This is a genomic window from Aurantiacibacter rhizosphaerae, assembly GCF_009807005.1.
GTDB lineage: Bacteria > Pseudomonadota > Alphaproteobacteria > Sphingomonadales > Sphingomonadaceae > Alteraurantiacibacter > Alteraurantiacibacter rhizosphaerae.
In genome coordinates this window covers 514,666-534,673 of sequence record NZ_WUBR01000003.1, presented here as the reverse complement: position 1 = coordinate 534,673, position 20,008 = coordinate 514,666, and the positions used below count along the sequence as shown (strand labels likewise).

Genomic DNA, 20,008 nt, shown 5'->3' with positions numbered 1-20,008 from the left:
TGCGTCCCGGATTGTTGCGGCATGACCAAATTGCCACGCCGCATCGCGCTAATCGCCGCCCTAACCCTTTCCGGCTGCGGATCGCCCGTTGAGGAGAATCCCGATCAGGCATTGCCGCCCGTTATGGCGACGCCAGGCCCCTCGGCGACGGCGGAGAGCGCCTCTCCCGATGTATCGCCCGCCGAACTGACGCCGGAGGCCGAACGGGGAGAGAAAGGCGCACGAAACGCGCTTATCTCCTTTGCCCGCGCCATCGAATTGCGCGAAACGGATCAGGCCTTTGGCCTGCTATCTCCGCACGCGAAAGAGACCTGGAGTGGAGGCAAGTTCGCCAGCCTATTCGAAGGGTTGCAGGATATCACTGTCGCAGTTCCCGGCGGACAGATGGAGGGCGCGGCGGGCACCAGCTATTACACCAGCCAGGCGACGGTCACCGCCAGCGATGCCGACGGGCGTCCGGTGCGGCTTGAAGGCCCCATCGTGCTGAGCCGCGTGAACGACGTGCCCGGCTCCACCGCTGAGCAAAGGCGCTGGTCCATCCGCAGTATCGACCTCACCCAGACGCACTAGGCAGGCTCCCACAGCTCCAGCGGATTCCCTTCGGGATCGTGGATGCGGGCAAATCTGCCAACGCCTTCCATCTCGTCCCGGTGGCTGACAGTGATGTCTGCCATTTGCAATCGGGCCAACAGCGCGTCCAGCCCCTCCACGCGAAGGTTCAGCATGGCCTGACGATCTTCGGGCCAATAATCGGTGTCTGCCTTGAATCCGGCGAACACGGTTGGCCCTGCTTCCTGCATCCACACCCATTCGCCATCGGGCGTTGGCTGACCGCTTTGCGTGGCCGCAATTCCCAGGTGCGTGCGATACCATTCTGCCAGCTTTGCCGGATTGGCAGAGCGAATGAAATATCCGCCAATCCCCAGCACCTTGCCATCTGCCACTGCCACTCTCCCTTGCCGTATCTGCGCGAATCCCTACGGTCGATACCGTAAGGGACGGGAGGGAAATCGCCTAATATGACGGCCAAGGGCATCGGCTTCTGGATTGGACCGGCGCTGTTCGCGCTCACCGTGCTGCTGCCTGCTCCCGCTGACATGCAGGCGGAAGCATGGCGCGTGGCGGGCCTGGTGGGATGGATGGCAAGCTGGTGGATGACGCAGGCTGTGCCGCTCACCGTCACCGGACTGCTGCCCTTCGTCGTGCTGCCTTTCAGCGGAGGCGGCACGGCGGGCGAGGTGGCGGAGGACTATTATTCTCCCATCATATTCCTGCTTCTGGGCGGCGCGTTTCTCGCCCTCGCCATCGAGCGGACCGGCCTGCACAAGCGGCTGGCGACCTATATCCTCGATAGGATCGGCGGGCGCGGTGGCACCTTCGGGCTGCTGCTGGGCTTCATGATTGCAGCTGCGATCCTGTCCAACATCATCTCCAACACCTCCACCGCATTGATCATGATGCCCATGGCGCTGGCCATCCTTGACGGTGGCCGCGTGACGCAGGGTGATGGCAGCGTGTCGCAGGATGGCATTTACGGCGCGCTGCCCATGGGCCTGGCCTTTGCCGCCAGCGTGGGCGGGCTTGGCACGATCATCGGATCGCCCACAAACGCCATCGGCGTGGCGCTGCTCCGCGATATATCTGGAGTTGAGATCACCTTCGCCATGTGGGCCGCATTCGGGGTGCCCATCGTGATGCTGGGCATTCCGCTGGCGGCATGGATCATCGCACGAGTGCAAAAGGTGTCGGACCATCCTTTCGACATTGCCGCCGCGCGCGAATCCATCGATCCGCATGGAGCATGGGCGCAAGCCGAGCGGCGGCTGGTGCCGGTGATCGCCGTCACCTTCATCGCGTGGATGCTGCGCGGCTGGATCGCGCCTTTTCTGCCGGAGGGATCGCTGACCGATGGAACAATCGCCATCGCCGCCAGCCTTGCCCTGTTCGTGCTACCCGATGGCACGGGCCGCCGCCTGCTGGAATGGGACGAGGCGGACAAGGCGCCGTGGGGCGTGCTGCTGATGTTCGGCGGCGGGCTGGCGCTGGCGGGCGGCATGATGCGCACCGGCCTGACAGACTGGCTGGGCGAGGCACTGCTGCCGCTTTCCGCCGTGCCGGTGATTGTGGTGGCACTGGCGCTGGTGGCGATGGTGATCCTGATTACAGAATTCGCCAGCAACGTGGCGACGGCCAGTGGGATCATGCCGGTGGTGGCCGCGCTGGCCGTGGCACTGGGCGGCGATCCGCTGCTGCTGGCGATGCCGGTGGCGCTGGCGGCAAGCTGGGGCTTCATCCTGCCTGCCGGCACCGGACCAAACGCCATCGCCTGGGCCACGGGCCGCATTGCCCTGCCCCGCCTGATAAAGGCCGGTTTCGTGCTGGATGTGGCGGGGATATTCCTGATCGTGGGCGTGGTGTTCGCGCTGGCGCCCATCATCACCTAACCGGCTGGCTCAAGTCCCGGATTGAGGATGACCACCGCATCCGCCTGCATTGCTTCGCGGCAGCGCGTGGGCACTCGCTGTTGCAAGACATTGCGCCGCTCAAGCTGCGAGACGGTTTCGCCCGCTGAACCGCCGCCGCCATTAATCCGTGCCCGATGCCGGAATGTCTCGCCAGAGACAGGATCATGCAGCCAGGCCCCCGTGCTGTCCGCTCCAGCCGTGGTTCCTGCCTCAAACACGGGCAGAACCAGCATTCCATCCATTCGCCTGAGCAGCACGCAATCATCTTCGAAAACCAGAGTGCCCGGTATCGCGGCCAGCAGATAAATGCGGCTCTCTCCTTCGGGAACGGGTTTCATCACAGCGGCGTAGGGTGCCAGCAACTCACCTTCGCGCAGTGTGTGGCTGCATCCCGCCAGGGCGAGAGCGGTAATCAGGAATGTGTGGCGCCAGATCATTGCTTGTAAACCGACAAAGCAGAAGAAATTTCCTGCGCCGCGATGACTTGCGCAAAGTCGCCCGTCCATATAATTACAGATGAAACCGGATAACGGGCAGAGGCGTTCCTGCGGAGGTTAGGAGCGGGCGGCCCGGAACTTCCCAGCGTCCCCCTGCCTTCCTAGGGGTAAGACACCCAAGGAGCCTCCCCTATGGCCGATAAGCCCGACGATAACGCAGCCGACCCAATGGGCGCCGTGGACACCCCCACCCCGCGCCGCAAGCCCAAGCCGGAGGTGACCACCATCGGCGGCCGGGAATTGAAGCCTTCCACATTGATGATGGGCCACGGCTTCGATCCGTCGCTGTCCGAAGGCTCCCTGAAACCGCCCATCTTTCTCACCAGCACCTTTGCCTTTGAAAGCGCCTCTGCCGGCAAGCGTCATTTCGAAGGTATCACCGGCAAGCGTGAAGGCGGGGCCGAGGGCCTCGTCTATTCGCGCTTCAACGGGCCGAACCAGGAGATCCTCGAAGACCGCCTCGCAATCTGGGACGGGGCGGAAGATGCACTATGCTTCTCCAGCGGGATGACGGCGATTGCCGTGCTGATCCTGGCCGCCTGCAATTCCGGCGATGTGATCGTACATTCCGGCCCGCTTTACGCCGCGTCGGAAGGCTTTGTTGCCAAGGTAATGGCGAAATACGGCGTCACCTATATCGCCTTTCCCGCAGGGGCCAGCCGCGAAAAGCTGGACGAGGTGATGCGCGAGGCCAAGGCCAAGGCGGAAGAACAGGGCGGCGAAGTGCCGCTGATCTATCTGGAAAGCCCCGGCAACCCCACCAATGCGCTGGTGGATATCGAAGCGGTGAAGGAAGCGCGCGACGCGCATTTCGACCCGGAGCGTTGCCCCATCGCCATCGACAACACCTTCCTCGGCCCGCTGTGGCAGCGTCCGCTGGACCAGGGCGCGGACCTTGTGGTCTACTCGCTCACCAAATATGTGGGCGGCCATTCAGACTTGGTGGCGGGCAGCGTGTCGGGCCGGAAAAAATGGATCGACGCCATTCGCGCCCTGCGCAACACCATGGGCGGCATTGCCGATCCCAACACCGCGTGGATGCTGCTGCGATCGCTTGAAACCGTGGAACTGCGCATGCAGCGCGCAGGCGAGAACGCCGCCAAGGTTTGTGCCATGCTGAAAAAGCATCCCAAGGTGAAGGGCCTGGGCTATCTCGGCATGATCGAGGACGAGCGGCAGCAGGACATCTACAACCGCCATTGCCTTGGCGCAGGCTCCACCTTCTCCGTATTCATCAAGGGCGGAGAGGCGGAATGCTTCCGCTTCCTCGATGCGCTGAAGGTGGCGAAGCTGGCCGTTAGCCTTGGCGGCACGGAAACGCTTGCCAGCCACCCTGCCAGCATGACGCATCTCTCGGTGGCCGAAGGGCGCCGTGCGGAGCTGGGTATCTCAGACAATCTGGTGCGCATCTCCATCGGTATCGAGGATGCGGACGACCTGATTGCCGACTTCGAACAGGCGCTGGACGAAGTTTAGGGTAACTGCCCGGCGTCCTGCCCTGCCGCTCCTCCCGTCAGGGGCGACGGCGGAGCAGGCGCGGGTGGCGGCGGAATGGCGGTGCGGGCGGGCTGTGGCGGCTGCGCCGTGATAACTTTCTGCATGGCACGTTCGTCAGCCGCATGCTCGGCCTCTGCCAGATCGTGCGTCCAGCGAATGAACTCGCCGCTTGCCCCGTTTTAGCTGACCAGTAGCCTGTTTTCGGAAAGCAGTTCGATCTCCGCCCGGTAATGCCCGATGCTATCGTAAGCCTGGATGGCGGGTGTCTGGTCGCAGGCGGCAAGCGTGCTTTCCATCATGCGTTCGCCGGTCTCGGGGTCGGGCTCTCCCACATAGCCCCAGTAATTGCATCCATCGCGGCCACCCCGGACCTCGCCGTCAGCTATCACGATACTCATTCGCTGGTCCGCTACGTCGAGCTCATCGATTTCCACGGCGCGCTAGGTGCCGCGCTCCGGCCCATCGAACCATGCACGCCAGTGAGTATCACTAGCTCTTTTGATAAAATTACACCTCAAAAATACATTGACTCCGCATGTCGTGATATTGGAATTAAGAATTTCAATCTTGATGATGGCGGACACTTTCCATTTGCTGATAATTGGAGCGAGTTTTCCCTCGCAATGAGGCGATTCATTTCAATATCTTAGAGAAATCTATAATAACAATTACCCAAAGTTTTACACTCAACGATTCGATTAATTAAAAAGGTTTAATCAATTTATATATATTTACAGGAAACAAGAATGAATAAACTGATTGGTTTTCTAGTATTTAGTATTTCAACGTATGCGTTTGGAACGGCAACCGATTCAGATTGTGACTGTACTCCACCTGGTTTACCTCAAGAAGATGGGGTGAAGTTTGTCCAAAATCTCACCTCAGAATTATCTCAAATCGACGTTCGGGTCATGTCAGCAGAGTTATGCTTAATATTGACAAAAGAAAGTAGCTTGGATAAATATTCAGCAGCAGAGAATCTTGAAGAAACTCTACTTCGATTCAGTAGTATCAGTAGAATTTCTCCAAACTATAAACTTCAACTCGCCAATTTTTGGAACAAACACAGCGAAAGTATTATATGTGAAGCTAATAGCGGCCTATTCCCTAGACAGCATCTTTTTAAAAGAGCGATACAAATGAATGTACAAGATAAAGTTTTAGTTGACTATTTTTTAAGCGACGAAAACAAATTCCCAATAAACATGAATGTTATCGAGGTTTTAAACGATGGTGAGAAATCAACGATCCTTGACTATATTGATAAAGTGATTGCTGAACCAGATGCAAATCAAATTTACAACATCGGCCAAGTTATCGGTATCAAAAACATCATTGAAAAACTTTATAATGGTAAAAGAGCTAAAGAACTTTGAAAACAGTATTAATACTCATACTCTCAATATGCTTTGAAACTCTCATATTCAATACTTGAACTGGCGACCCAGAGCATGCTCATGGCCAGCGCCAGCCCAAGTGCCGGCAACAGCAGTCGCACCGTCCATTTTTCGAAAGCGCCACCGCGATTGGGCGCAGGGGAAGGGCTTACCCCTTCCATTCCCGCCGTTCTTCGGCAGCTTTCAGCACTTCATAGGCGAGTTGCAGCTTCTGAAATTCCTCCGCAGCCTCGGCATCGCCGGGCTTCACGTCGGGATGCACCTTCTTCGCCCGTGCGCGCCATTCTCGCTTGATCGCCTGGAAATCGGCGTCAGCCTCCAGCTCCAATACCTCCAGCGCGCGCATTTCATCTGCGCTGCGCGATCCGTCTCCGCTGCCGGTCCAGCCGTAATGCTGCGATTCGGCATAGCCTGCACTCTCGGCCTGTTCGGCCTTGGCGCGCTGGGCGGCTTCTTCCTTGTCCAGGCCCTGAAAATAGTCCCAGCCCTTGTTGTATTCCGCAGCGTGTTTCTCGCAGAAATACCAGCGGTCCGGGCTGTTGGGGCTTTTTGGCGCAGGGCAATTGCCCGCCTGATCGCAGCCGTGCCTGTCGCAGATGCGCACCTCAACGGCTTCACGGCCATCTTCATAGCCGCGCCAGCGGGGAAAGCCCCAGTCGTTCGATCGGCCAGAACGGGCCATCAGCGTGTTATCCTGCAGGAAAGCATCTGCACCATATAGGGGGCAAAACCGCTTACGTGAACCGACTGCGTCAATTCATGTTTTTGCGCAACGGATTGAGACAATTGATACACTTTCGTGCAATTTGCTGCGTTGCAACATCAGCCGGACTGGCTATGTGGAAACCGAATGAAAAATCGAAGCAGGACTCTCATGAGCAAGCCGCTCGCCATTTCCGCCGCCCTCAGCGTTTTCGCGATGGCAGCTTTCACGCTGCTTGCCACGCCAGCCGCCGATTACACGGCCGTTGCAACGCAAACGGGCGCGATGACCAAGGTCATCGCGCCCGCTGTTGATCGGTTCGTACCGATCCTGTCTGGCCTGATCCGCTAGATCAGTTCTCGATCATTACCGTCACGGCGCGGCGATTGCGCGCCCATGCGGATTCGTTCGAACCGGTGGCAACCGGGCGTTCCTCACCATAGCTCACCATGCGCAGGCGCGTTTCCGGCACGCCAAGGCTGACGAGGTAGTTCTTCGCGGAATTGGCACGGCGTTCGCCCAAGGCGAGGTTGTAATCACGCGTGCCGCGCTCGTCGGCATGGCCTTCCACGGTGGCGCGCGCATTGGGGTATTGCAGCAGGTATTCGGCCTGGCGGCGCAGCGCGGCCTGATCTTCTGCATCGATGTTATAGCTGTCGGTATCGAAATAGATCGTGTCCGCCCCGGACATGGCCGTTGCGAAGTGCGACTGCGAACCCGGCTGCGGTGCCATCGGCGTTTGTGCCGGCGTTGGCGTGGGTGCAGGCGTGGTGTTCTGCGGCGGAGGCGGCGCCATTTCGGGCGGCTCCTTCTTACAGGCACCAAGTGCCAGTGCGCTGGACAGAGTGACGGCGATAATCAGACGATTCATTGCTTGGCTCTCCTTGAACCCTTTTGACGTACGGTATGCTATCTTGCAGCCATTTTTCGGCTCCCGTGGGGAACTAACGCACTTAAGGCAAAACCGGTCCCCAAGCAGGGTCTGACGCGCCTACCGGCGTGCGCAGTCGGCGTTCGTTATCGCCGGTAAGGTCCACCTGCCAGATCGACGTATCGCCGGAACCGCGCTCTGTACGGAAGAACTGGATGATGCGGCCATTGGGCGCCCATGTCGGAGCCTCATCATGCCAGGCATTTGTCAGAACACGCACGTTGCGGCCCTGCGGGCTCATCACGGCGATATTGAAATCCCCGGCGATGCGGGTGAAGGCGATCTGGTCGCCGCGCGGGCTCCATTCCGGGGTAGCGCAGCGTCCGCCGCCGAAGCTGATGCGGCGCTGGTTGGAACCGTCTGCATCCATCACATAGCATTGCTGCGCGCCGGACTGATCGCTTTCGAACACGATCCGGCTGCCATCGGGAGAATAGGAACCGCCCACTTCAATGGCCGGGCTGGTGGTGAGGCGTTGGGGCGTGCCGCCGCCGCTGGATGATACGCGATAGATATCGGTGTTGCCGCCGATTGCCATGGAATAGAGGATCCAGCGGCCATCCGGGCTCCAGCGCGGGGCAAAGGTGGGATTGCTGCTTTGCGTCACCAGGGTCTGCCGCCCGGTGCCGATGTCATAAACATAGATGCGCGGATTGCCGTCCACATAGGAGAGATAGGCAATCTTGGAATAGTCGGGTGAATAGCGCGGGGTAAGCGCGGTGGACTGGCCATTGGTGATGAAGCGATGGTTTGCGCCGTCGCTATCCATGATGGCCAGCCGCTTGATGCGGTTATCCTTGGGGCCGGTTTCCGCGATATAGGCGATGCGGCTGTCGAAGAAGGGATCTTCGCCCGACAGGCGCGAATAGACAAGGTCTGCACATTTATGCGCGGCGCGGCGCCATTCGGAGGGGTTCACCACCCAGCCTTCCCGCACCAATTCGCTCTGCAATGCGACATCGTAGAGATAGCAGCCAACCGTCAGGCGGCCATCAGCATTGTTGCGCACATAGCCATGCACCAGCATCTCTGCCGAACGGCCGCGCCATGTGGGCCATGCCGGGGCCGTAATCTCACCATAGCTGGGGCGCGGCAGGGCATCGGGGCCAACCGGGCGGAAGAGGCCATTGAAACGCAGATCGCTGAATACGACACGCGCCAGTTCATGGCCCAGCGCGGCGGTGCCCTGCGCATTGGCAGGCGTGGGCTCATCCCGATTGGTGGCGAAGCTGGCGATGGCGATGCCAAGATCCTGCCAGGCATCGGCAGTAACGGTGACGGAAATCCCTTCACCGCTATCTTCCACATCTACCTGCTGCACGCTGTTGGCGCCTATCGCTGCCGGATCGATATCGGTTGCAAGGTCGCTATCCTGCGCGATGGCAGGGGTGGCGAAGCATGCGATTGCAGCGGTGGAAAGCGCGGCGAAAATACGGGTTCGGATCATTGGGCAAGCCTATTGTCGAAGTTGGACGTGATGGTACGCCATCCTGAGTAATATTGTTCGGGCAAATCGAACGGGGCGGCAAGTCTAACCGCACGAATGGCCTGTTCCTGATGACGGCTGACCTGCGTACGGTTGCCATCGGTCACGCCATTGGTGCGCAGCACCTCTGGCGAGCCTGACAGCGAACCATCGCGGTTGAGCCGGAACCGCACGACCGTCACCAGCTGCTCGATATCGACACCGGATGGCGGCTGCCAGTGTGGGCGAAGCTGCCGGATGATGGCCTGCGCTATCGAGGCTTGCTGTGCTGGCCCCACCGTCTGAGCAGGCGAACCGCGATCTCCGCTTGCATCGCTGGTGCCTTGCAGGAAATCTTCGCTCAGCCGACTGCCCTGCGCGCGCTGCGTGGCGGTGGCCGTTGGGCGCGGGGCGGGCGTGGGCTCTGCACGGCGGGTGGGCCGCGGCGTTGGCGCTGGTGCAGGCGTGCTGCGTTCCGGTGATCGTCGCGGCGGCGTGGTGACGGAACGCTCCACCGGTTCTGTCACCGGCACTTCAAGCGGATCCTGTGCCGCCTGCGGCATATCGGCAACTTCAGGGGCGAGCGACGCAGCAGGCTGCGCGCTGGGATCGGGCGCGGTGGATCGCAGGCTGACCTCGCTTGCCAGGTTCACGTCGATCCGTTCCGGCACGGTAAAGGCAGGCGGTTCGCGCGTGGCGTGGTAGGCCAGCGCCGCCGCCAGCGCCACATGTGCCACCGCGGCCAGGCCGAAGCCCACACGCTCTTCACGGGAAAGATCGGCAAACATGGCCATCAGGTCACAGGGCTATGGCGCTTCGGCTGAACCGGTGGTGACCAGCGAGATGGAATTGAAACCGGCGTTGTTCAATTCGCCCATCACCGCCATCACCCGGCCGTAATCCAGCGAGGTGTCTGCGCGCAGATTGATAAGCGGCTTTTCAGAGCCTTGCGGCCCGGAAATCGCATCCAGTGCCTGTGGCAGCGCGCCATCCTCCACCAAGGTATCGTCGACGTAGATAAACCCTTCGCGGTCCAGCGCGATGGTGAATTGCTCCGGATCCTGATCCAGCGGATTGGCGCGGCTTTCGGGCAGTTCCACGGGTACGCCGCTGGCCAGCAATGGCGCTGTAACCATGAAGATGATCAGCAGCACCAGCATCACGTCCACAAATGGCGTGACATTGATCTCCGCCATGGGCGCGCGGCGGCTGGAGCGGCCTCGACGGCTGGAGGACATGACGCCCATGCCCATCGCCTAGCGCTCCATCTCGCGGCTGACGGCGGCATGCACACGGTCACCAAAGCGGTGCAGGCGCGCCTCGAAGCCGTTCACCGAATTGGACAGCCGGTTGTAAGCGATAACGGCAGGGATGGCCGCGAACAGGCCGATAGCGGTGGCAAACAGCGCCTCTGCAATGCCGGGCGCCACCACGGCCAGCGAACTGTTCTGCTGCATGCCGATCTGGAAGAAGCTGTTCATGATGCCCCACACGGTGCCGAACAGGCCCACGAAGGGCGCGACGGAGCCGGTTGTGGCAAGGAAGTTGAGCCGATTGGCCAGTGTGTCCGATTCATGCGCCACCTGCCCCTCTATCGCCTGCGCCACGCGGCCACGCGCGGCAACGGGATCTTTCAGGCCTGCCTTGTGGCTGCGGCGAAATTCGGCAATCCCGGCAGCGGCAACGCGGGCGGACGGGTTATCCTTGCGGCGGCGCGAGTCCAGAACACCGTCGGTATCCTCATTGGTCCAGAAATCTTCCTCGAACGTGTCGCAGGCGCGGCGCGTCTTGCCCATGCGCATGGAAAAACCGATGATGATCGCCCAGGTCCAGATGGACGCCATGATCAGGCCCAGGATCACCAGCTGCACGACGATATCGGCATCGAGAAACAGCTCGATCGGGTCGAGCCTGGTAGGGGCGGAAACGGCAAGCAGGTCCAGCACGGTCATTCAGGATCTTTCGTGGCAAATTCTTCGAATGCGCGGCGCCAGTCATCGGGCTGGCGGCGCGGGCGGCCTTGGGGAGTAACGAATGCGGCAACGATGTCCACTTCGGCAAGCAGTTCCTCTCCGCGCAATACCCGCTGTTCCATACGCGCACTGGCAGCCCGCAGTTCCACGGCGCGGGTGGTGACGATCAATTCATCGTCCAGCTTTGCCGGGCGGCGCCACTTTATCTGCGCTTCGGAAACGGCATAAACCCCCTCGCCCGCCTCGAAAGCGGCGCGCTGGTCTATGCCCAGCACACGCAGCAGATCGCTGCGGGCGCGTTCGCACCATTTCAGGTAATTGGCGTGATAGGCGATGCCGGACAGATCGGTATCCTCGAAAAACACCCGCACCGGATAATGGTGGCGAGACCCTTCGATAATGCCAGAGGGTGGCTGCAATTGGCTCTCCTTATATGAACGGCGACTTACAGCCTGACTGCCGCAAGAATATTAGCGTTTGGCGGCGAAGCGAGTCGCCCATAAGGTCTGCCGAGTGTGCGGCCTACCGAGCCAGCATCGGTCCCAGCGGCCCGCCGCCAAACAGGTGCACGTGCAGATGCGGCACTTCCTGCCCGCCATTGCGCCCCACATTGCCCAGCAGGCGATAACCGCGCACCACCAGCCCCTGTTCACGCGCAACATGGCCCGCCGCGCGCACGAAACCGGCAATTTCCTCTGCCGATGCCTTTGCGGAAAAATCGTCCCAGCTGACGTAAGCACCCTTCGGGATCACCAGGATATGCACATCGGCCTGCGGGTTGATATCGTGGAAGGCCAGCGACCACTCGTCTTCATAAACCTTGCTGCACGGCACTTCACCGCGCAGCATCTTTGCAAAGATATTTTCGGAATTGTAGGGCTTGGTGGGATCGACAGCCATCAGTCTGGTGTCCTTGCAGCTTTTTCATCGAGGCCGGATACGCCTTCGCGCCGATCCAGCTCTGCCAGCACATCGTGCAGCGGAATGTCCTTTGCGCCCAGCAGCACCAGCAGGTGAAACAGCAGGTCTGCGGCTTCTCCGGTCAGCTCCGCATCCGTGCCCGCCAGCGCGGCGATCACGGTTTCGGTGGCTTCCTCCCCCACCTTCTCGCAAATTTTCGGCAGCCCCTTGGCATTGAGCTTTGCGACATAGCTATCGTCGGGCGAGGCCTTGCGACGCTGCGCAATGGTGGCTTCCAGGCGGGTGAGTGTATCCATCGCCAATGGCAATGCGCGATGCAGTGGCTTGCGGTCAAGCCAAGAGGTGCGTCAGTCCTCGTCCTTGCGGCGCATGGAAAGGCTGCGACCGATCAGCACGCCTGCCACGCCCATCGCCAGCAAGGTGAGGCTGCTGGCCTCCGACACTTGCGCAACGTCACGCGCCGCGGCGGGTGTGGCGGCAAAAAGCATGGTGGTGGCGATTGCGATTCGGGAGGGCATGGCCCTCGCAAAGCCCATCGCGCATGGTGCCGCAACGGCGCCCCCTGCAGTGTCCCGTTTCCGGACCTTTATCCCCGCGCCGGCAAGCCCGCTTCACGCAAGGCACGGTGCGCATCGGCAATGGTGTAGGTGCCGAAGTGGAAGATGCTGGCCGCCAGCACCGCGCTGGCGTGGCCCTTCGTCACGCCATCGACCAGATGCTGCAAATTGCCCACGCCGCCGCTCGCCACCACGGGCACGGACACGGCATCGGCAATGGCGCGGGTGAGTTCGAGATCGTAGCCTGCCTGCGTGCCATCGCCATCCATGCTGGTGACGAGCAGTTCGCCCGCGCCCAGTTCCGCAAGTTTCACCGCGTGTTCCACCGCATCGATTCCGGTTTCGCGCCGTCCGCCGTGGGTGAAAATTTCCCAGCGTCCCGGCTCGCCCGGAGCGGAAACGCGGCGCGCATCGACGCTGGCGACGGCGCATTGGCTACCCATGCGATCGGCAATGTCGGCCATGATTTCGGGGCGCTTCACGGCGGCAGAGTTTACCGCCACCTTGTCCGCACCTGCCAGCAGCAGCGCGCGCGCATCCTCCACGCTGGAAACGCCGCCGCCCACGGTCAGCGGCATGAAGCACACCTCCGCCGTTCGCTTTACGATATCGAGCAACGTGCCGCGCCCTTCGTGACTGGCGGAAATGTCGAGGAAGCACAGCTCGTCCGCGCCTGCCGCATCGTAGGCCTGCGCCTGCTCCACCGGATCGCCGGCGTCTTTCAGATCGACGAAGTTGACGCCTTTCACCACGCGGCCATCGGCCACGTCGAGACAGGGGATGACGCGAATGCGGACGGTCATTTGAGCAAAATGCCAAGTGCAGCTGCAAAATAGAGAGAAGCCAGCATAAGCGCGGCTATCTCAATGCCCAGCACGATCCAAAAGCCAATCGGCGATTCTTCGCGCGGAAAGGTGAAGCGCCCCATTCCCGCGACTCTTTGCTGAAGTGCCCGACGTACGACCTTGAACTGGCCGAAAAACAAGGCGCCAATCACGGCAGCATAGATTAGACCGAAGAGAATAATCACCGGTTCGCCATCGCAATCGCGGTAGCCAGGTCCAGCCGTCCTTCATACAACGCGCGGCCCGTGATCACGCCCTCGATCCCTTGATCCGCCTGCAGCGCGAGCATGTGAATGTCGTCCAGCCCCTTCACCCCGCCGCTGGCGATTACGGGAATGTCCACCGCTCGCGCAAGGTCGACCGTGGCCTGCACGTTGCAGCCTTTCAGCATTCCGTCGCGGCCGATGTCAGTGAACAGCAGGCTGGCGACACCTGCATCCTCGAAGCGCCTTGCAAGATCTTCCACGCGCACGTCGGACACCTCTGCCCAGCCTTCGGTAGCGACCATGCCGTCCTTCGCGTCCACGGCGACGACAATGCCGCTTTCCCACTCGCGCGCCATTTCCTTCACGAAGTCGGGGTCTTTCAAAGCGGCAGAGCCCATCACCACGCGCGCTACGCCGAGGTTGAACCAGCCTTCCACGGCCTTTGCATCGCGGATACCGCCGCCAAGCTGCACATAGCCCGGAAAAGCCTCGACAATCGCCTCCACCGCCTCGCGGTTCTCGGCGCGGCCTGCGAAGCTGCCGTCCAGATCGACGACGTGCAGATGCTCTGCGCCAGCTTCGGCAAACAGCATCGCTTGGGCTGCGGGATTGTCACCATAAACGGTGGCGCGATCCATATCGCCTTCGGCAAGGCGCACCACTTCGCCGCCCTTCAGGTCGATTGCGGGAAATACGATCATGGTTTCCACTCCAGAAATCGCTTCAGCAGGTCTATACCATAGGCCTGGCTCTTTTCGGGGTGGAACTGCACCCCCACGATATTGTCGCGCGCCACGGCCGCAACGATGCCGCCGCCGTGATCGGTCATCGCGGCAACATCCGCCCCGTCTTGGGCGGCGAAATGATAGGAGTGGAGGAAGTAGGCCTCGCCCTCCTCGATCAAATCATGGTCATCATGATGGGCGGTCAGCGCCACGTCGTTCCAGCCCATGTGCGGCACGCGGATATTGGGATCGGTGCGCTCTATCTTGTGCACCTCCCCCGGTATCCAGCCGAGGCCTTCATGCGTGCCGTGCTCCAGTCCGCGATCGGCCAGCAATTGCATGCCCACGCAGATGCCGAGGAAGGGCACGCGGCGCTCTATCACGCTGTCCTGCAATGCTTCGATCATGCCGGGGATGGACCACAGGCCTTCGCGGCAGGCTCCAAACGCGCCGACGCCCGGCAGCACGATACGTTTTGCGCCACGCACCAGCCTCGGGTCGGCGGTTACGGTGACATGCTCTGCCCCGGCGGCGTTCAGCGCGTTGTAAACGGAATGCAGATTGCCTGCGCCGTAATCGATAAGAGCAATCGCCTCAGCCATGGTCCCGATCCACGGGCACGAAGCGACCGCAAGGGCGACTGCCCGCCCGCAGCGGGTCCGCAGCACAGCGAAGGCTGTCTAGCGAGGACGAACGCCCGGATGGGCGTGCGGACTTCGAACAATCAGCCACCAAGCTGCCCCTTGGTGGAGGGCACGGCCCCGCCCTTGCGCGTATCAAGCTCCACCGCCTGACGCATGGCGCGGGCGAAGCCCTTGTACAGCGCCTCGCAAATATGGTGGTTGTTGCTGCCGTAGAGAACCTGGCAATGCAGCGTCAGCCCGGCGGATTGCGACACGGAATGGAACCAGTGTTCGATCAGCTCGGTGTCCCATTCGCCCAGCTTTTCCTGCGTGAAGCGAGCCTTCCAGACAAGGTAAGGCCGCCCGGAAATATCCACCACCACGCGGGCCATCGTCTCGTCCATCGGGGAATGCGCTTCGCCATAGCGGCCGATACCGGCCTTGTCGGCCAGGGCATCGGACAGCGCCTGCCCCAGCGCGATGGCGGAATCTTCCGTCGTGTGATGCTGATCGATATGCAGATCACCATCCACCTTCATGGTGACATCGATCAGGGAATGGCGGCTGAACTGCTCCACCATGTGATCCAGAAAGCCGATTCCGGTGGATATGTCATATTGGCCCGATCCATCGAGGTTCACCTCGACGAAGATGTCGGTTTCCTTGGTTTTTCGCTCTGTTCGCCCTGTACGCATGGGGCCGAGCCTATAGGGCGATGATTGCGTCACGCAAGCGCATAGGCGGTGATAGCCTACCGATTCCGGCTTGATTTTGCCCCGATCCGGCTTCACCAAGCGCCACATGACCGATAACACACCCGACAGCCTGATCCCGTATGACGAGATCGTGCAGGAGGCGCTTCGCGCCGTAGTAGGGCGTGTGCTCGGCACGGTGCAGCAGGAGGGCGGCACGCTGCCCGGCAATCACCACTTCTACATCACCTTCAAAACCAGCGCCCCCGGCGTGGATATTCCCAAGGCGCTGACAGAGCGTTTCCCGGACGAGATGACCATCGTCCTGCAGAACAAGTTCTGGGATCTGGACGTAACCGATGAAGGATTTTCCGTCGGGCTGAGCTTCAACCAGATCCCGTCGAAGCTGGTGGTGCCCTTCTCCGCCATTACGGCATTCGTCGATCCAGCGGTCGATTTCGGGCTGCAATTCCAAGCCGCCGTCGATGATGACGAACCGGCCGAGCATGACGATGCGGAAAATGATGCACCCGCTGGCGAGGAACGCCGTTCGGTTGAAGACGTTGCAAAGACTGAGGACGGCTCGAATGTCGTCACGGTCGATTTCGGCCGCAAGAAATAGCAGCGCCTGCCTCCGGCCGCGCTTGCAATGCGTGAAAGGGAGCAAATCACCATGGAACTGAGCCGCGAAGAGATCCGTCGCCGTGTAAGAGAACGCCGCGGAAAAGGGTCCAAGCCCAGCCATGTGACCGATGTGGCGTCTGATGGTCTGGCCAAGATCGGTGACGGCGACGACGTCCCCGGCCCCAGCAGCAACCCTGCCACAAACCTGATCATGAGCGATATCCTGATTCGCAGCATCGGCAGGCTGACGCGGCAGACCATTGAAAAGGCGATGCTGGGCAAGCGTTACGGCAGCCAGTTTGCGAAGGAGGCGGTGGAAAACCGCTCCATGCTGCACTCCCTCACAGCATATGGTGTCACCAAATACGCCACCAAGTCTGTACCCGGTGCGCTATTGGTAAGTGGCGGCATTGTTGCGAAGGTTCTGTTTGATCTGGGCAAATCGCGCCGCCAGTCCCGCAAGGATGGCGAGAAAATGCTGAGAAAGCAGTCGGACCCCGACGCGCTGATCTAGGCGCATCGCCCACGGGGGTTGATCCCCCTGACGCTGCACCGCATTAGCGTTGCATGATCGAATCCTCGCCAGTTTCCTCGCAGCCGCTCGCCCGCCGCGGCCTGATGTTCATCCTGTCCTCCCCTTCGGGAACCGGGAAGACGACGATTGCGCGCCAATTGCTGAAGCAGGTCAATGGCATCGGAATGTCAGTTTCCGTCACTACGCGGGCGATGCGTCCCGGAGAGGTCGAGGGACGCGATTATCACTTCGTCGATCAGCAAACCTTCGATTCCATGGTGGAAAACGAGGAATTCCTCGAGTGGGCAAAGGTCTTCGGCAATTGCTACGGAACGCCCAAGGCGCAGATCAAGGCCGGGCTCAAGGCCGGGCAGGATTTCCTATTCGACATCGACTGGCAGGGCACACAGCAGCTGTACCAGCGCATGGAAACGGACGTGGTGCGCGTCTTCCTGCTGCCGCCCAGCATTTCAGAGCTTGAGCACAGGCTGCGTTCCCGCGGGACCGACAGCGACGAAGTTATCGCCGCACGGATGGATCGCGCCCGGTTCGAGATCAGCCACTGGGACGGCTATGATTACGTCGTCGTCAACGACGATATCGATGCGTGTTACGACAAGGTGCTCACCATCCTTGAGGCGGAGCGGATGAGCCGTGCGCGCCAGACGGGGCTTGTGGATTTCACCCGCCGCCTGATGAGCTGACGCCTCAGAACTTGCGCGACCATCGCAGGGCTGCGCCCACATCTTCGGGCATATCGGCATAATGGCCCGGCTCGCGCCGCATATAGAGGCTGGCCGCTGCGCTGCCGCCCCACAGATTGCCAACCCACGCCAGTTCCCCGGTCAGCTCCCGGCCCTCTGGCGAAAGGGAAAGCTGGCGGGTGCCATAGGTGGGCGTAAGCGAACGATAGTCGAAATCCACCGGCAGGCTCAGGTTCAGCCAGCCCGACGCAACGCGCAAGGGCTGGGAAAAGCGCATCGCCAGCCTATCGTTTGCCGCAAACACGCCGCTGCGCTGCACGTCTATCGACCATGCATTGCTGGCGACGTGCGAACCATCGGCCAGCAGCGGAGCGGCGCGAAGGCGCGTGAAACCCTGCCGATATGCCGCCCCCAGCCGCCATTCCGGCGCGAACCGCCAGCCAAGATCGGCGTCAAGGAACAACGTATCGCTGCCCGCAAGGCCAAAGCCATCGTGGAAACGCGCTCCCAGAACGGTCTGGTCCTCTGCCGTCCAGGTAATTCCGGCGGCAGCATCCAGCGCGCCAAAGCGGCGATCAAGCGCCGCGCCCATGCTGGAGGTGGCATCCTTCGTCCGGTGCCCGCGCAATTCGGCAGCGCGGCGTACATCGGCGGCAGTAAAGGTGGAACCGCTCTGCGCGCTGACAGTCAGGCCCCACGAACCAAGCTGGCGACGCAGGGCAATCGCGCTGTCTGCCTGTGACAGCATTCCCGCATCGCCAATGCCACTGCCTGCAATCATGAAGGCGGGCCGCTCTCTATCCTGCAATCCGGCAACAAGGCCATCTGCCGATTGCCGGTAAGCAAAACCGATCTGCGTATCGGGCGATATGCGCAAGGCCACGCGGGCTGCCAGCACGCGCGCCTGTTCTGCATCTTCGGCATCCAGTCGCAATTCCTGCGCGCGCGGCGAATAGCGGCCGCTTGCATCGATGGAGAAGGCGACGCTGGCCTTGTCCGATCCGGCGGAAAGGTGCCGCGCACCCTGCCCCACCGCACCGCGCAGCCGCTGCGGCACATCCGCACCGCGCAGGCCTGCGGCGATATCGGCAGAGAAGGCGCGCTGATATTTGTCCGTCACCAGTGTTGGCAGGCTTGCCGTGCCAAAGGCATCGCCCATGGCGGGGGATCCTGTCGCGATCGTATCGGCCAGCGCCATGGCGGTCTGCTGGCCCGCCAGTTGCGTGGTGCCGGCGGGCTGGAATGCCGCGGCGATGTTCAAAATGCCGCGGCCATAGACGGCATCGTCTCCGGCATCGCCTGCATCAAATGCGCTGTCGAGCAGGATGCTGGCAATCTGCCTGCCCGTCAGCTGCGGGAAGGCCTGCGCCAGCAGCGCCGCCGCGCCTGCCACTTGCGGCGTGGCGAAACTCGTGCCGGAGAATAGGTAGATGAACCCTTCGTCATCGACATATAATTCGCCATCTTCATAGACGCAGCAGATCACCTCTCCGCGTGCGGAAAGGTAGAACTCGGTATTCTCGCCCGCCCGATTGCTGAAATCGGAAATCTGGTAATCGTCATCGACGGAACCGACCACGATCACGCCGCCATCGCCGGCATTTCCGGCCATCTGCGCAAATTGCGACAGCTCGGTGCGTCCGTCATTGCCTGCCGCCACTACCACCAGCACGCCAGACGACACGGCATTGGCAATCGCGTTCTGCAAACCTTGCGTCAGGCCGCCTGGCCCGCCCAGCGAGATGTTTATTACCTTCGCATCATTGCTGACCGCATAGGCGATGGAATCGGAAATAGCGCTGTCGGTAAAGGCGCATTCGGTGCTGGGGTCTTCAGGGTTGTCCGCCCCGCACGATCCCGGCTCGTCTGCGCGGATTGCCAATATGGTGGATTGCCAGGCCATACCCAGCACGCCCGATCCATTGCGCGCCGCCCCTGCCACCAGCGACACGGAATTGCCGTGGTCATCTCCTCCCTCGATCCCGCGACTGCCAAAGATGTCCTTTGAAGCAGGAGAGATGCGCCCGGCAAATTCCGGGCTGTCGGGGTCGATCCCTGTGTCGATAACGGCGATGGTCACGCCTTCGCCTGTAAAGCCATCAGCCCAGGCAGTGGCCGCATTGTGCTGCCCCGGCCCGTCCGAACGGCGAAATTCCGTGGTGTTGAATTGCGATGGCACTACGGCCACGGGGAAGCCGCCCGACGCAGGCGGGGTCGGCGTGGGTGTCGGTGTTGGCGTCGGAGTTGGCGTGGGCGTCGGAGTTGGCGTGGGCGTCGGAGTTGGCGTGGGTGTCGGCGCGGGCGCGGGTGGCGGCGCGCTTATCACGGGCGATCCGCCGCCCCCTCCACCGCCGCAGGCAGACAGCAGGGCCACTGCTGCAACCATCAATCCCCGGTCGCGCCAGACGCGCTGCTTTCGTGATGTGCTGACCTGTCCCAAACCAAATCCCAAGCTGATGTTGTTGTTACTTCAGCCCCTTTTACCCCAAACCTCGTAACCTTTTCTGAACGCATGTGTCGGGAGGCACCGCAGGTGTTTTAACGGACTGGGCCATGATCCGTGGCCGCTTGCGCAATATATGCAAACGCCGCGCCCTGTCCGCGCTTGTATCAGGAACGCCAACGGGCTAGCCGCGCATGCGAACCTGAACATTGTACCGGAGCCAGCA

The 20,008-nt window shown here is 61.3% G+C and carries 27 protein-coding genes; 8 read left to right on the top strand and 19 right to left on the bottom strand.

The annotated features are described in order from the left end of the window. Positions 1-21: 21 nt before the first annotated feature. Complete coding sequence (locus tag GRF63_RS14955) at positions 22-570, top strand: hypothetical protein (RefSeq protein ID WP_160486813.1); 549 nt, start codon at positions 22-24, stop codon at positions 568-570. On the opposite strand, the gene GRF63_RS14950 is transcribed toward GRF63_RS14955, so the two are convergent. Beyond that, the gene (locus GRF63_RS14950; protein ID WP_160486812.1) at positions 567-944 is read right to left on the bottom strand and encodes a VOC family protein; all 378 of its coding nucleotides are present in this window, start codon (positions 942-944) and stop codon (positions 567-569) included. The genes GRF63_RS14955 and GRF63_RS14950 overlap by 4 nt on opposite strands. 75 nt (positions 945-1,019) lie before the next feature. Here GRF63_RS14950 and GRF63_RS14945 point away from each other — a divergent pair, with 75 nt between their 5' ends. Further along, complete coding sequence (locus GRF63_RS14945) at positions 1,020-2,444, top strand: SLC13 family permease (RefSeq protein ID WP_160486811.1); 1,425 nt, start codon at positions 1,020-1,022, stop codon at positions 2,442-2,444. Here GRF63_RS14945 and GRF63_RS14940 read toward each other — a convergent pair. Next, complete coding sequence (locus GRF63_RS14940) at positions 2,441-2,902, bottom strand: hypothetical protein (protein WP_160486810.1); 462 nt, start codon at positions 2,900-2,902, stop codon at positions 2,441-2,443. The genes GRF63_RS14945 and GRF63_RS14940 overlap by 4 nt on opposite strands. A 192-nt stretch (positions 2,903-3,094) precedes the next feature. Between GRF63_RS14940 and GRF63_RS14935 the strand changes: the two genes are divergently transcribed. Beyond that, complete coding sequence (locus GRF63_RS14935) at positions 3,095-4,438, top strand: cystathionine gamma-synthase family protein (protein WP_160486809.1); 1,344 nt, start codon at positions 3,095-3,097, stop codon at positions 4,436-4,438. Between the two features lie 200 nt (positions 4,439-4,638). Here the strand turns inward: GRF63_RS14935 and GRF63_RS14930 are convergent, their stop codons facing one another. Then, positions 4,639-4,857, bottom strand: a complete 219-nt coding sequence (locus tag GRF63_RS14930; protein ID WP_160486808.1) for a hypothetical protein — start codon at positions 4,855-4,857, stop codon at positions 4,639-4,641. A 348-nt stretch (positions 4,858-5,205) separates the two neighbouring features. On the opposite strand from GRF63_RS14930, the gene GRF63_RS14925 reads away from it, so the two are divergent. Then, on the top strand, positions 5,206-5,835 hold the full coding sequence (locus GRF63_RS14925; RefSeq protein ID WP_160486807.1) for a hypothetical protein: 630 nt from the start codon (positions 5,206-5,208) through the stop codon (positions 5,833-5,835). 169 nt (positions 5,836-6,004) lie between these two features. Here the strand turns inward: GRF63_RS14925 and GRF63_RS14920 are convergent, their stop codons facing one another. Then, entirely contained in the window at positions 6,005-6,538 is a 534-nt protein-coding gene (locus GRF63_RS14920; protein ID WP_160486806.1) for a J domain-containing protein, read from the bottom strand. Between the two features lie 192 nt (positions 6,539-6,730). Here GRF63_RS14920 and GRF63_RS14915 point away from each other — a divergent pair, with 192 nt between their 5' ends. Next, positions 6,731-6,910 carry a hypothetical protein gene (locus GRF63_RS14915; RefSeq protein ID WP_160486805.1) on the top strand — a complete coding sequence of 60 codons (180 nt, stop codon included), beginning with the start codon at positions 6,731-6,733 and terminating at the stop codon, positions 6,908-6,910. Position 6,911: 1 nt separating this feature from the next. Here GRF63_RS14915 and pal read toward each other — a convergent pair whose 3' ends face one another. The 14 genes from pal to hisB all read right to left on the bottom strand — a co-directional run bounded on the left by pal (position 6,912) and on the right by hisB (position 15,500). Continuing rightward, entirely contained in the window at positions 6,912-7,430 is a 519-nt protein-coding gene (gene pal, locus GRF63_RS14910; RefSeq protein WP_160486804.1) for a peptidoglycan-associated lipoprotein Pal, read from the bottom strand. An 82-nt stretch (positions 7,431-7,512) separates the two neighbouring features. Continuing rightward, positions 7,513-8,937, bottom strand: a complete 1,425-nt coding sequence (gene tolB, locus GRF63_RS14905) for a Tol-Pal system beta propeller repeat protein TolB (RefSeq protein ID WP_160486803.1) — start codon at positions 8,935-8,937, stop codon at positions 7,513-7,515. After that, entirely contained in the window at positions 8,934-9,749 is an 816-nt protein-coding gene (locus GRF63_RS14900) for an energy transducer TonB (RefSeq protein WP_237392516.1), read from the bottom strand. The genes tolB and GRF63_RS14900 overlap by 4 nt, the downstream gene beginning before the upstream one ends. Before the next feature lie 12 nt (positions 9,750-9,761). Continuing rightward, positions 9,762-10,208, bottom strand: coding sequence for an ExbD/TolR family protein (locus tag GRF63_RS14895; protein ID WP_160486802.1), 447 nt, complete (start codon positions 10,206-10,208; stop codon positions 9,762-9,764). A gap of 3 nt (positions 10,209-10,211) precedes the next feature. Then, positions 10,212-10,907: a protein TolQ gene (tolQ, locus tag GRF63_RS14890; protein ID WP_160486801.1), complete on the bottom strand. Its 696-nt coding sequence runs from the start codon at positions 10,905-10,907 to the stop codon at positions 10,212-10,214. Further along, positions 10,904-11,347 (bottom strand): YbgC/FadM family acyl-CoA thioesterase, encoded by a 444-nt coding sequence (locus tag GRF63_RS14885; RefSeq protein ID WP_160486800.1) that lies wholly within the window; start codon positions 11,345-11,347, stop codon positions 10,904-10,906. The genes tolQ and GRF63_RS14885 overlap by 4 nt, the downstream gene beginning before the upstream one ends. A gap of 103 nt (positions 11,348-11,450) precedes the next feature. Continuing rightward, entirely contained in the window at positions 11,451-11,828 is a 378-nt protein-coding gene (locus tag GRF63_RS14880) for a histidine triad nucleotide-binding protein (RefSeq protein WP_160486799.1), read from the bottom strand. Beyond that, a complete protein-coding gene (locus GRF63_RS14875) occupies positions 11,828-12,145 on the bottom strand; it encodes a phosphoribosyl-ATP diphosphatase (RefSeq protein ID WP_160486798.1) in 318 nt (105 codons plus the stop codon). The genes GRF63_RS14880 and GRF63_RS14875 overlap by 1 nt, the downstream gene beginning before the upstream one ends. 51 nt (positions 12,146-12,196) lie before the next feature. Next, complete coding sequence (locus tag GRF63_RS16450) at positions 12,197-12,367, bottom strand: hypothetical protein (RefSeq protein WP_202131759.1); 171 nt, start codon at positions 12,365-12,367, stop codon at positions 12,197-12,199. Positions 12,368-12,435: 68 nt separating this feature from the next. Further along, positions 12,436-13,209 (bottom strand): imidazole glycerol phosphate synthase subunit HisF, encoded by a 774-nt coding sequence (gene hisF, locus GRF63_RS14870; protein ID WP_160486797.1) that lies wholly within the window; start codon positions 13,207-13,209, stop codon positions 12,436-12,438. Continuing rightward, positions 13,206-13,436: a hypothetical protein gene (locus tag GRF63_RS14865; protein WP_160486796.1), complete on the bottom strand. Its 231-nt coding sequence runs from the start codon at positions 13,434-13,436 to the stop codon at positions 13,206-13,208. The genes hisF and GRF63_RS14865 overlap by 4 nt, the downstream gene beginning before the upstream one ends. Continuing rightward, positions 13,433-14,158 (bottom strand): 1-(5-phosphoribosyl)-5-[(5-phosphoribosylamino)methylideneamino]imidazole-4-carboxamide isomerase, encoded by a 726-nt coding sequence (gene hisA, locus GRF63_RS14860; protein ID WP_160486795.1) that lies wholly within the window; start codon positions 14,156-14,158, stop codon positions 13,433-13,435. Before hisA ends, GRF63_RS14865 begins: the two co-directional genes overlap by 4 nt. Beyond that, entirely contained in the window at positions 14,155-14,784 is a 630-nt protein-coding gene (gene hisH, locus GRF63_RS14855) for an imidazole glycerol phosphate synthase subunit HisH (protein WP_160486794.1), read from the bottom strand. Before hisH ends, hisA begins: the two co-directional genes overlap by 4 nt. 122 nt (positions 14,785-14,906) lie before the next feature. Beyond that, positions 14,907-15,500: an imidazoleglycerol-phosphate dehydratase HisB gene (gene hisB, locus GRF63_RS14850; RefSeq protein WP_160486793.1), complete on the bottom strand. Its 594-nt coding sequence runs from the start codon at positions 15,498-15,500 to the stop codon at positions 14,907-14,909. 106 nt (positions 15,501-15,606) lie between these two features. Here hisB and GRF63_RS14845 point away from each other — a divergent pair, with 106 nt between their 5' ends. The 3 genes from GRF63_RS14845 to gmk are packed head-to-tail and all read left to right on the top strand — an operon-like array spanning position 15,607 to position 17,339. Next, positions 15,607-16,119: an SspB family protein gene (locus GRF63_RS14845; RefSeq protein WP_160486792.1), complete on the top strand. Its 513-nt coding sequence runs from the start codon at positions 15,607-15,609 to the stop codon at positions 16,117-16,119. Between the two features lie 51 nt (positions 16,120-16,170). Then, the gene (locus tag GRF63_RS14840; protein ID WP_160486791.1) at positions 16,171-16,635 is read left to right on the top strand and encodes a hypothetical protein; all 465 of its coding nucleotides are present in this window, start codon (positions 16,171-16,173) and stop codon (positions 16,633-16,635) included. Positions 16,636-16,688: 53 nt separating this feature from the next. Then, positions 16,689-17,339, top strand: coding sequence for a guanylate kinase (gene gmk / locus GRF63_RS14835; RefSeq protein ID WP_160486790.1), 651 nt, complete (start codon positions 16,689-16,691; stop codon positions 17,337-17,339). A 4-nt stretch (positions 17,340-17,343) separates the two neighbouring features. Here gmk and GRF63_RS14830 read toward each other — a convergent pair whose 3' ends face one another. Continuing rightward, complete coding sequence (locus GRF63_RS14830; RefSeq protein WP_160486789.1) at positions 17,344-19,725, bottom strand: S8 family peptidase; 2,382 nt, start codon at positions 19,723-19,725, stop codon at positions 17,344-17,346. Positions 19,726-20,008: the final 283 nt, after the last annotated feature.

Excerpts from the sequence above, each read along its gene's own strand:
- GRF63_RS14830 (WP_160486789.1), bottom strand. The coding sequence starts at position 19,725 with ATGGTTGCAGCAGTGGCCCTGCTGTCTGCCTGCGGCGGTGGAGGGGGC.
- hisH (WP_160486794.1), bottom strand. The coding sequence starts at position 14,784 with ATGGCTGAGGCGATTGCTCTTATCGATTACGGCGCAGGCAATCTGCAT.
- GRF63_RS14940 (WP_160486810.1), bottom strand. The coding sequence starts at position 2,902 with ATGATCTGGCGCCACACATTCCTGATTACCGCTCTCGCCCTGGCGGGA.
- hisF (WP_160486797.1), bottom strand. The coding sequence starts at position 13,209 with ATGACCGTCCGCATTCGCGTCATCCCCTGTCTCGACGTGGCCGATGGC.
- tolB (WP_160486803.1), bottom strand. The coding sequence starts at position 8,937 with ATGATCCGAACCCGTATTTTCGCCGCGCTTTCCACCGCTGCAATCGCA.
- GRF63_RS14935 (WP_160486809.1), top strand. The coding sequence starts at position 3,095 with ATGGCCGATAAGCCCGACGATAACGCAGCCGACCCAATGGGCGCCGTG.
- GRF63_RS14840 (WP_160486791.1), top strand. The coding sequence starts at position 16,171 with ATGGAACTGAGCCGCGAAGAGATCCGTCGCCGTGTAAGAGAACGCCGC.
- GRF63_RS16450 (WP_202131759.1), bottom strand. The coding sequence starts at position 12,367 with ATGCCCTCCCGAATCGCAATCGCCACCACCATGCTTTTTGCCGCCACA.
- GRF63_RS14955 (WP_160486813.1), top strand. The coding sequence starts at position 22 with ATGACCAAATTGCCACGCCGCATCGCGCTAATCGCCGCCCTAACCCTT.
- GRF63_RS14930 (WP_160486808.1), bottom strand. The coding sequence starts at position 4,857 with ATGAGTATCGTGATAGCTGACGGCGAGGTCCGGGGTGGCCGCGATGGA.
- gmk (WP_160486790.1), top strand. The coding sequence starts at position 16,689 with ATGATCGAATCCTCGCCAGTTTCCTCGCAGCCGCTCGCCCGCCGCGGC.
- GRF63_RS14925 (WP_160486807.1), top strand. The coding sequence starts at position 5,206 with ATGAATAAACTGATTGGTTTTCTAGTATTTAGTATTTCAACGTATGCG.
- GRF63_RS14845 (WP_160486792.1), top strand. The coding sequence starts at position 15,607 with ATGACCGATAACACACCCGACAGCCTGATCCCGTATGACGAGATCGTG.
- hisB (WP_160486793.1), bottom strand. The coding sequence starts at position 15,500 with ATGCGTACAGGGCGAACAGAGCGAAAAACCAAGGAAACCGACATCTTC.
- GRF63_RS14880 (WP_160486799.1), bottom strand. The coding sequence starts at position 11,828 with ATGGCTGTCGATCCCACCAAGCCCTACAATTCCGAAAATATCTTTGCA.
- tolQ (WP_160486801.1), bottom strand. The coding sequence starts at position 10,907 with ATGACCGTGCTGGACCTGCTTGCCGTTTCCGCCCCTACCAGGCTCGAC.
- GRF63_RS14915 (WP_160486805.1), top strand. The coding sequence starts at position 6,731 with ATGAGCAAGCCGCTCGCCATTTCCGCCGCCCTCAGCGTTTTCGCGATG.
- hisA (WP_160486795.1), bottom strand. The coding sequence starts at position 14,158 with ATGATCGTATTTCCCGCAATCGACCTGAAGGGCGGCGAAGTGGTGCGC.
- GRF63_RS14895 (WP_160486802.1), bottom strand. The coding sequence starts at position 10,208 with ATGGGCATGGGCGTCATGTCCTCCAGCCGTCGAGGCCGCTCCAGCCGC.
- pal (WP_160486804.1), bottom strand. The coding sequence starts at position 7,430 with ATGAATCGTCTGATTATCGCCGTCACTCTGTCCAGCGCACTGGCACTT.
- GRF63_RS14920 (WP_160486806.1), bottom strand. The coding sequence starts at position 6,538 with ATGGCCCGTTCTGGCCGATCGAACGACTGGGGCTTTCCCCGCTGGCGC.
- GRF63_RS14945 (WP_160486811.1), top strand. The coding sequence starts at position 1,020 with ATGACGGCCAAGGGCATCGGCTTCTGGATTGGACCGGCGCTGTTCGCG.
- GRF63_RS14875 (WP_160486798.1), bottom strand. The coding sequence starts at position 12,145 with ATGGATACACTCACCCGCCTGGAAGCCACCATTGCGCAGCGTCGCAAG.
- GRF63_RS14900 (WP_237392516.1), bottom strand. The coding sequence starts at position 9,749 with ATGGCCATGTTTGCCGATCTTTCCCGTGAAGAGCGTGTGGGCTTCGGC.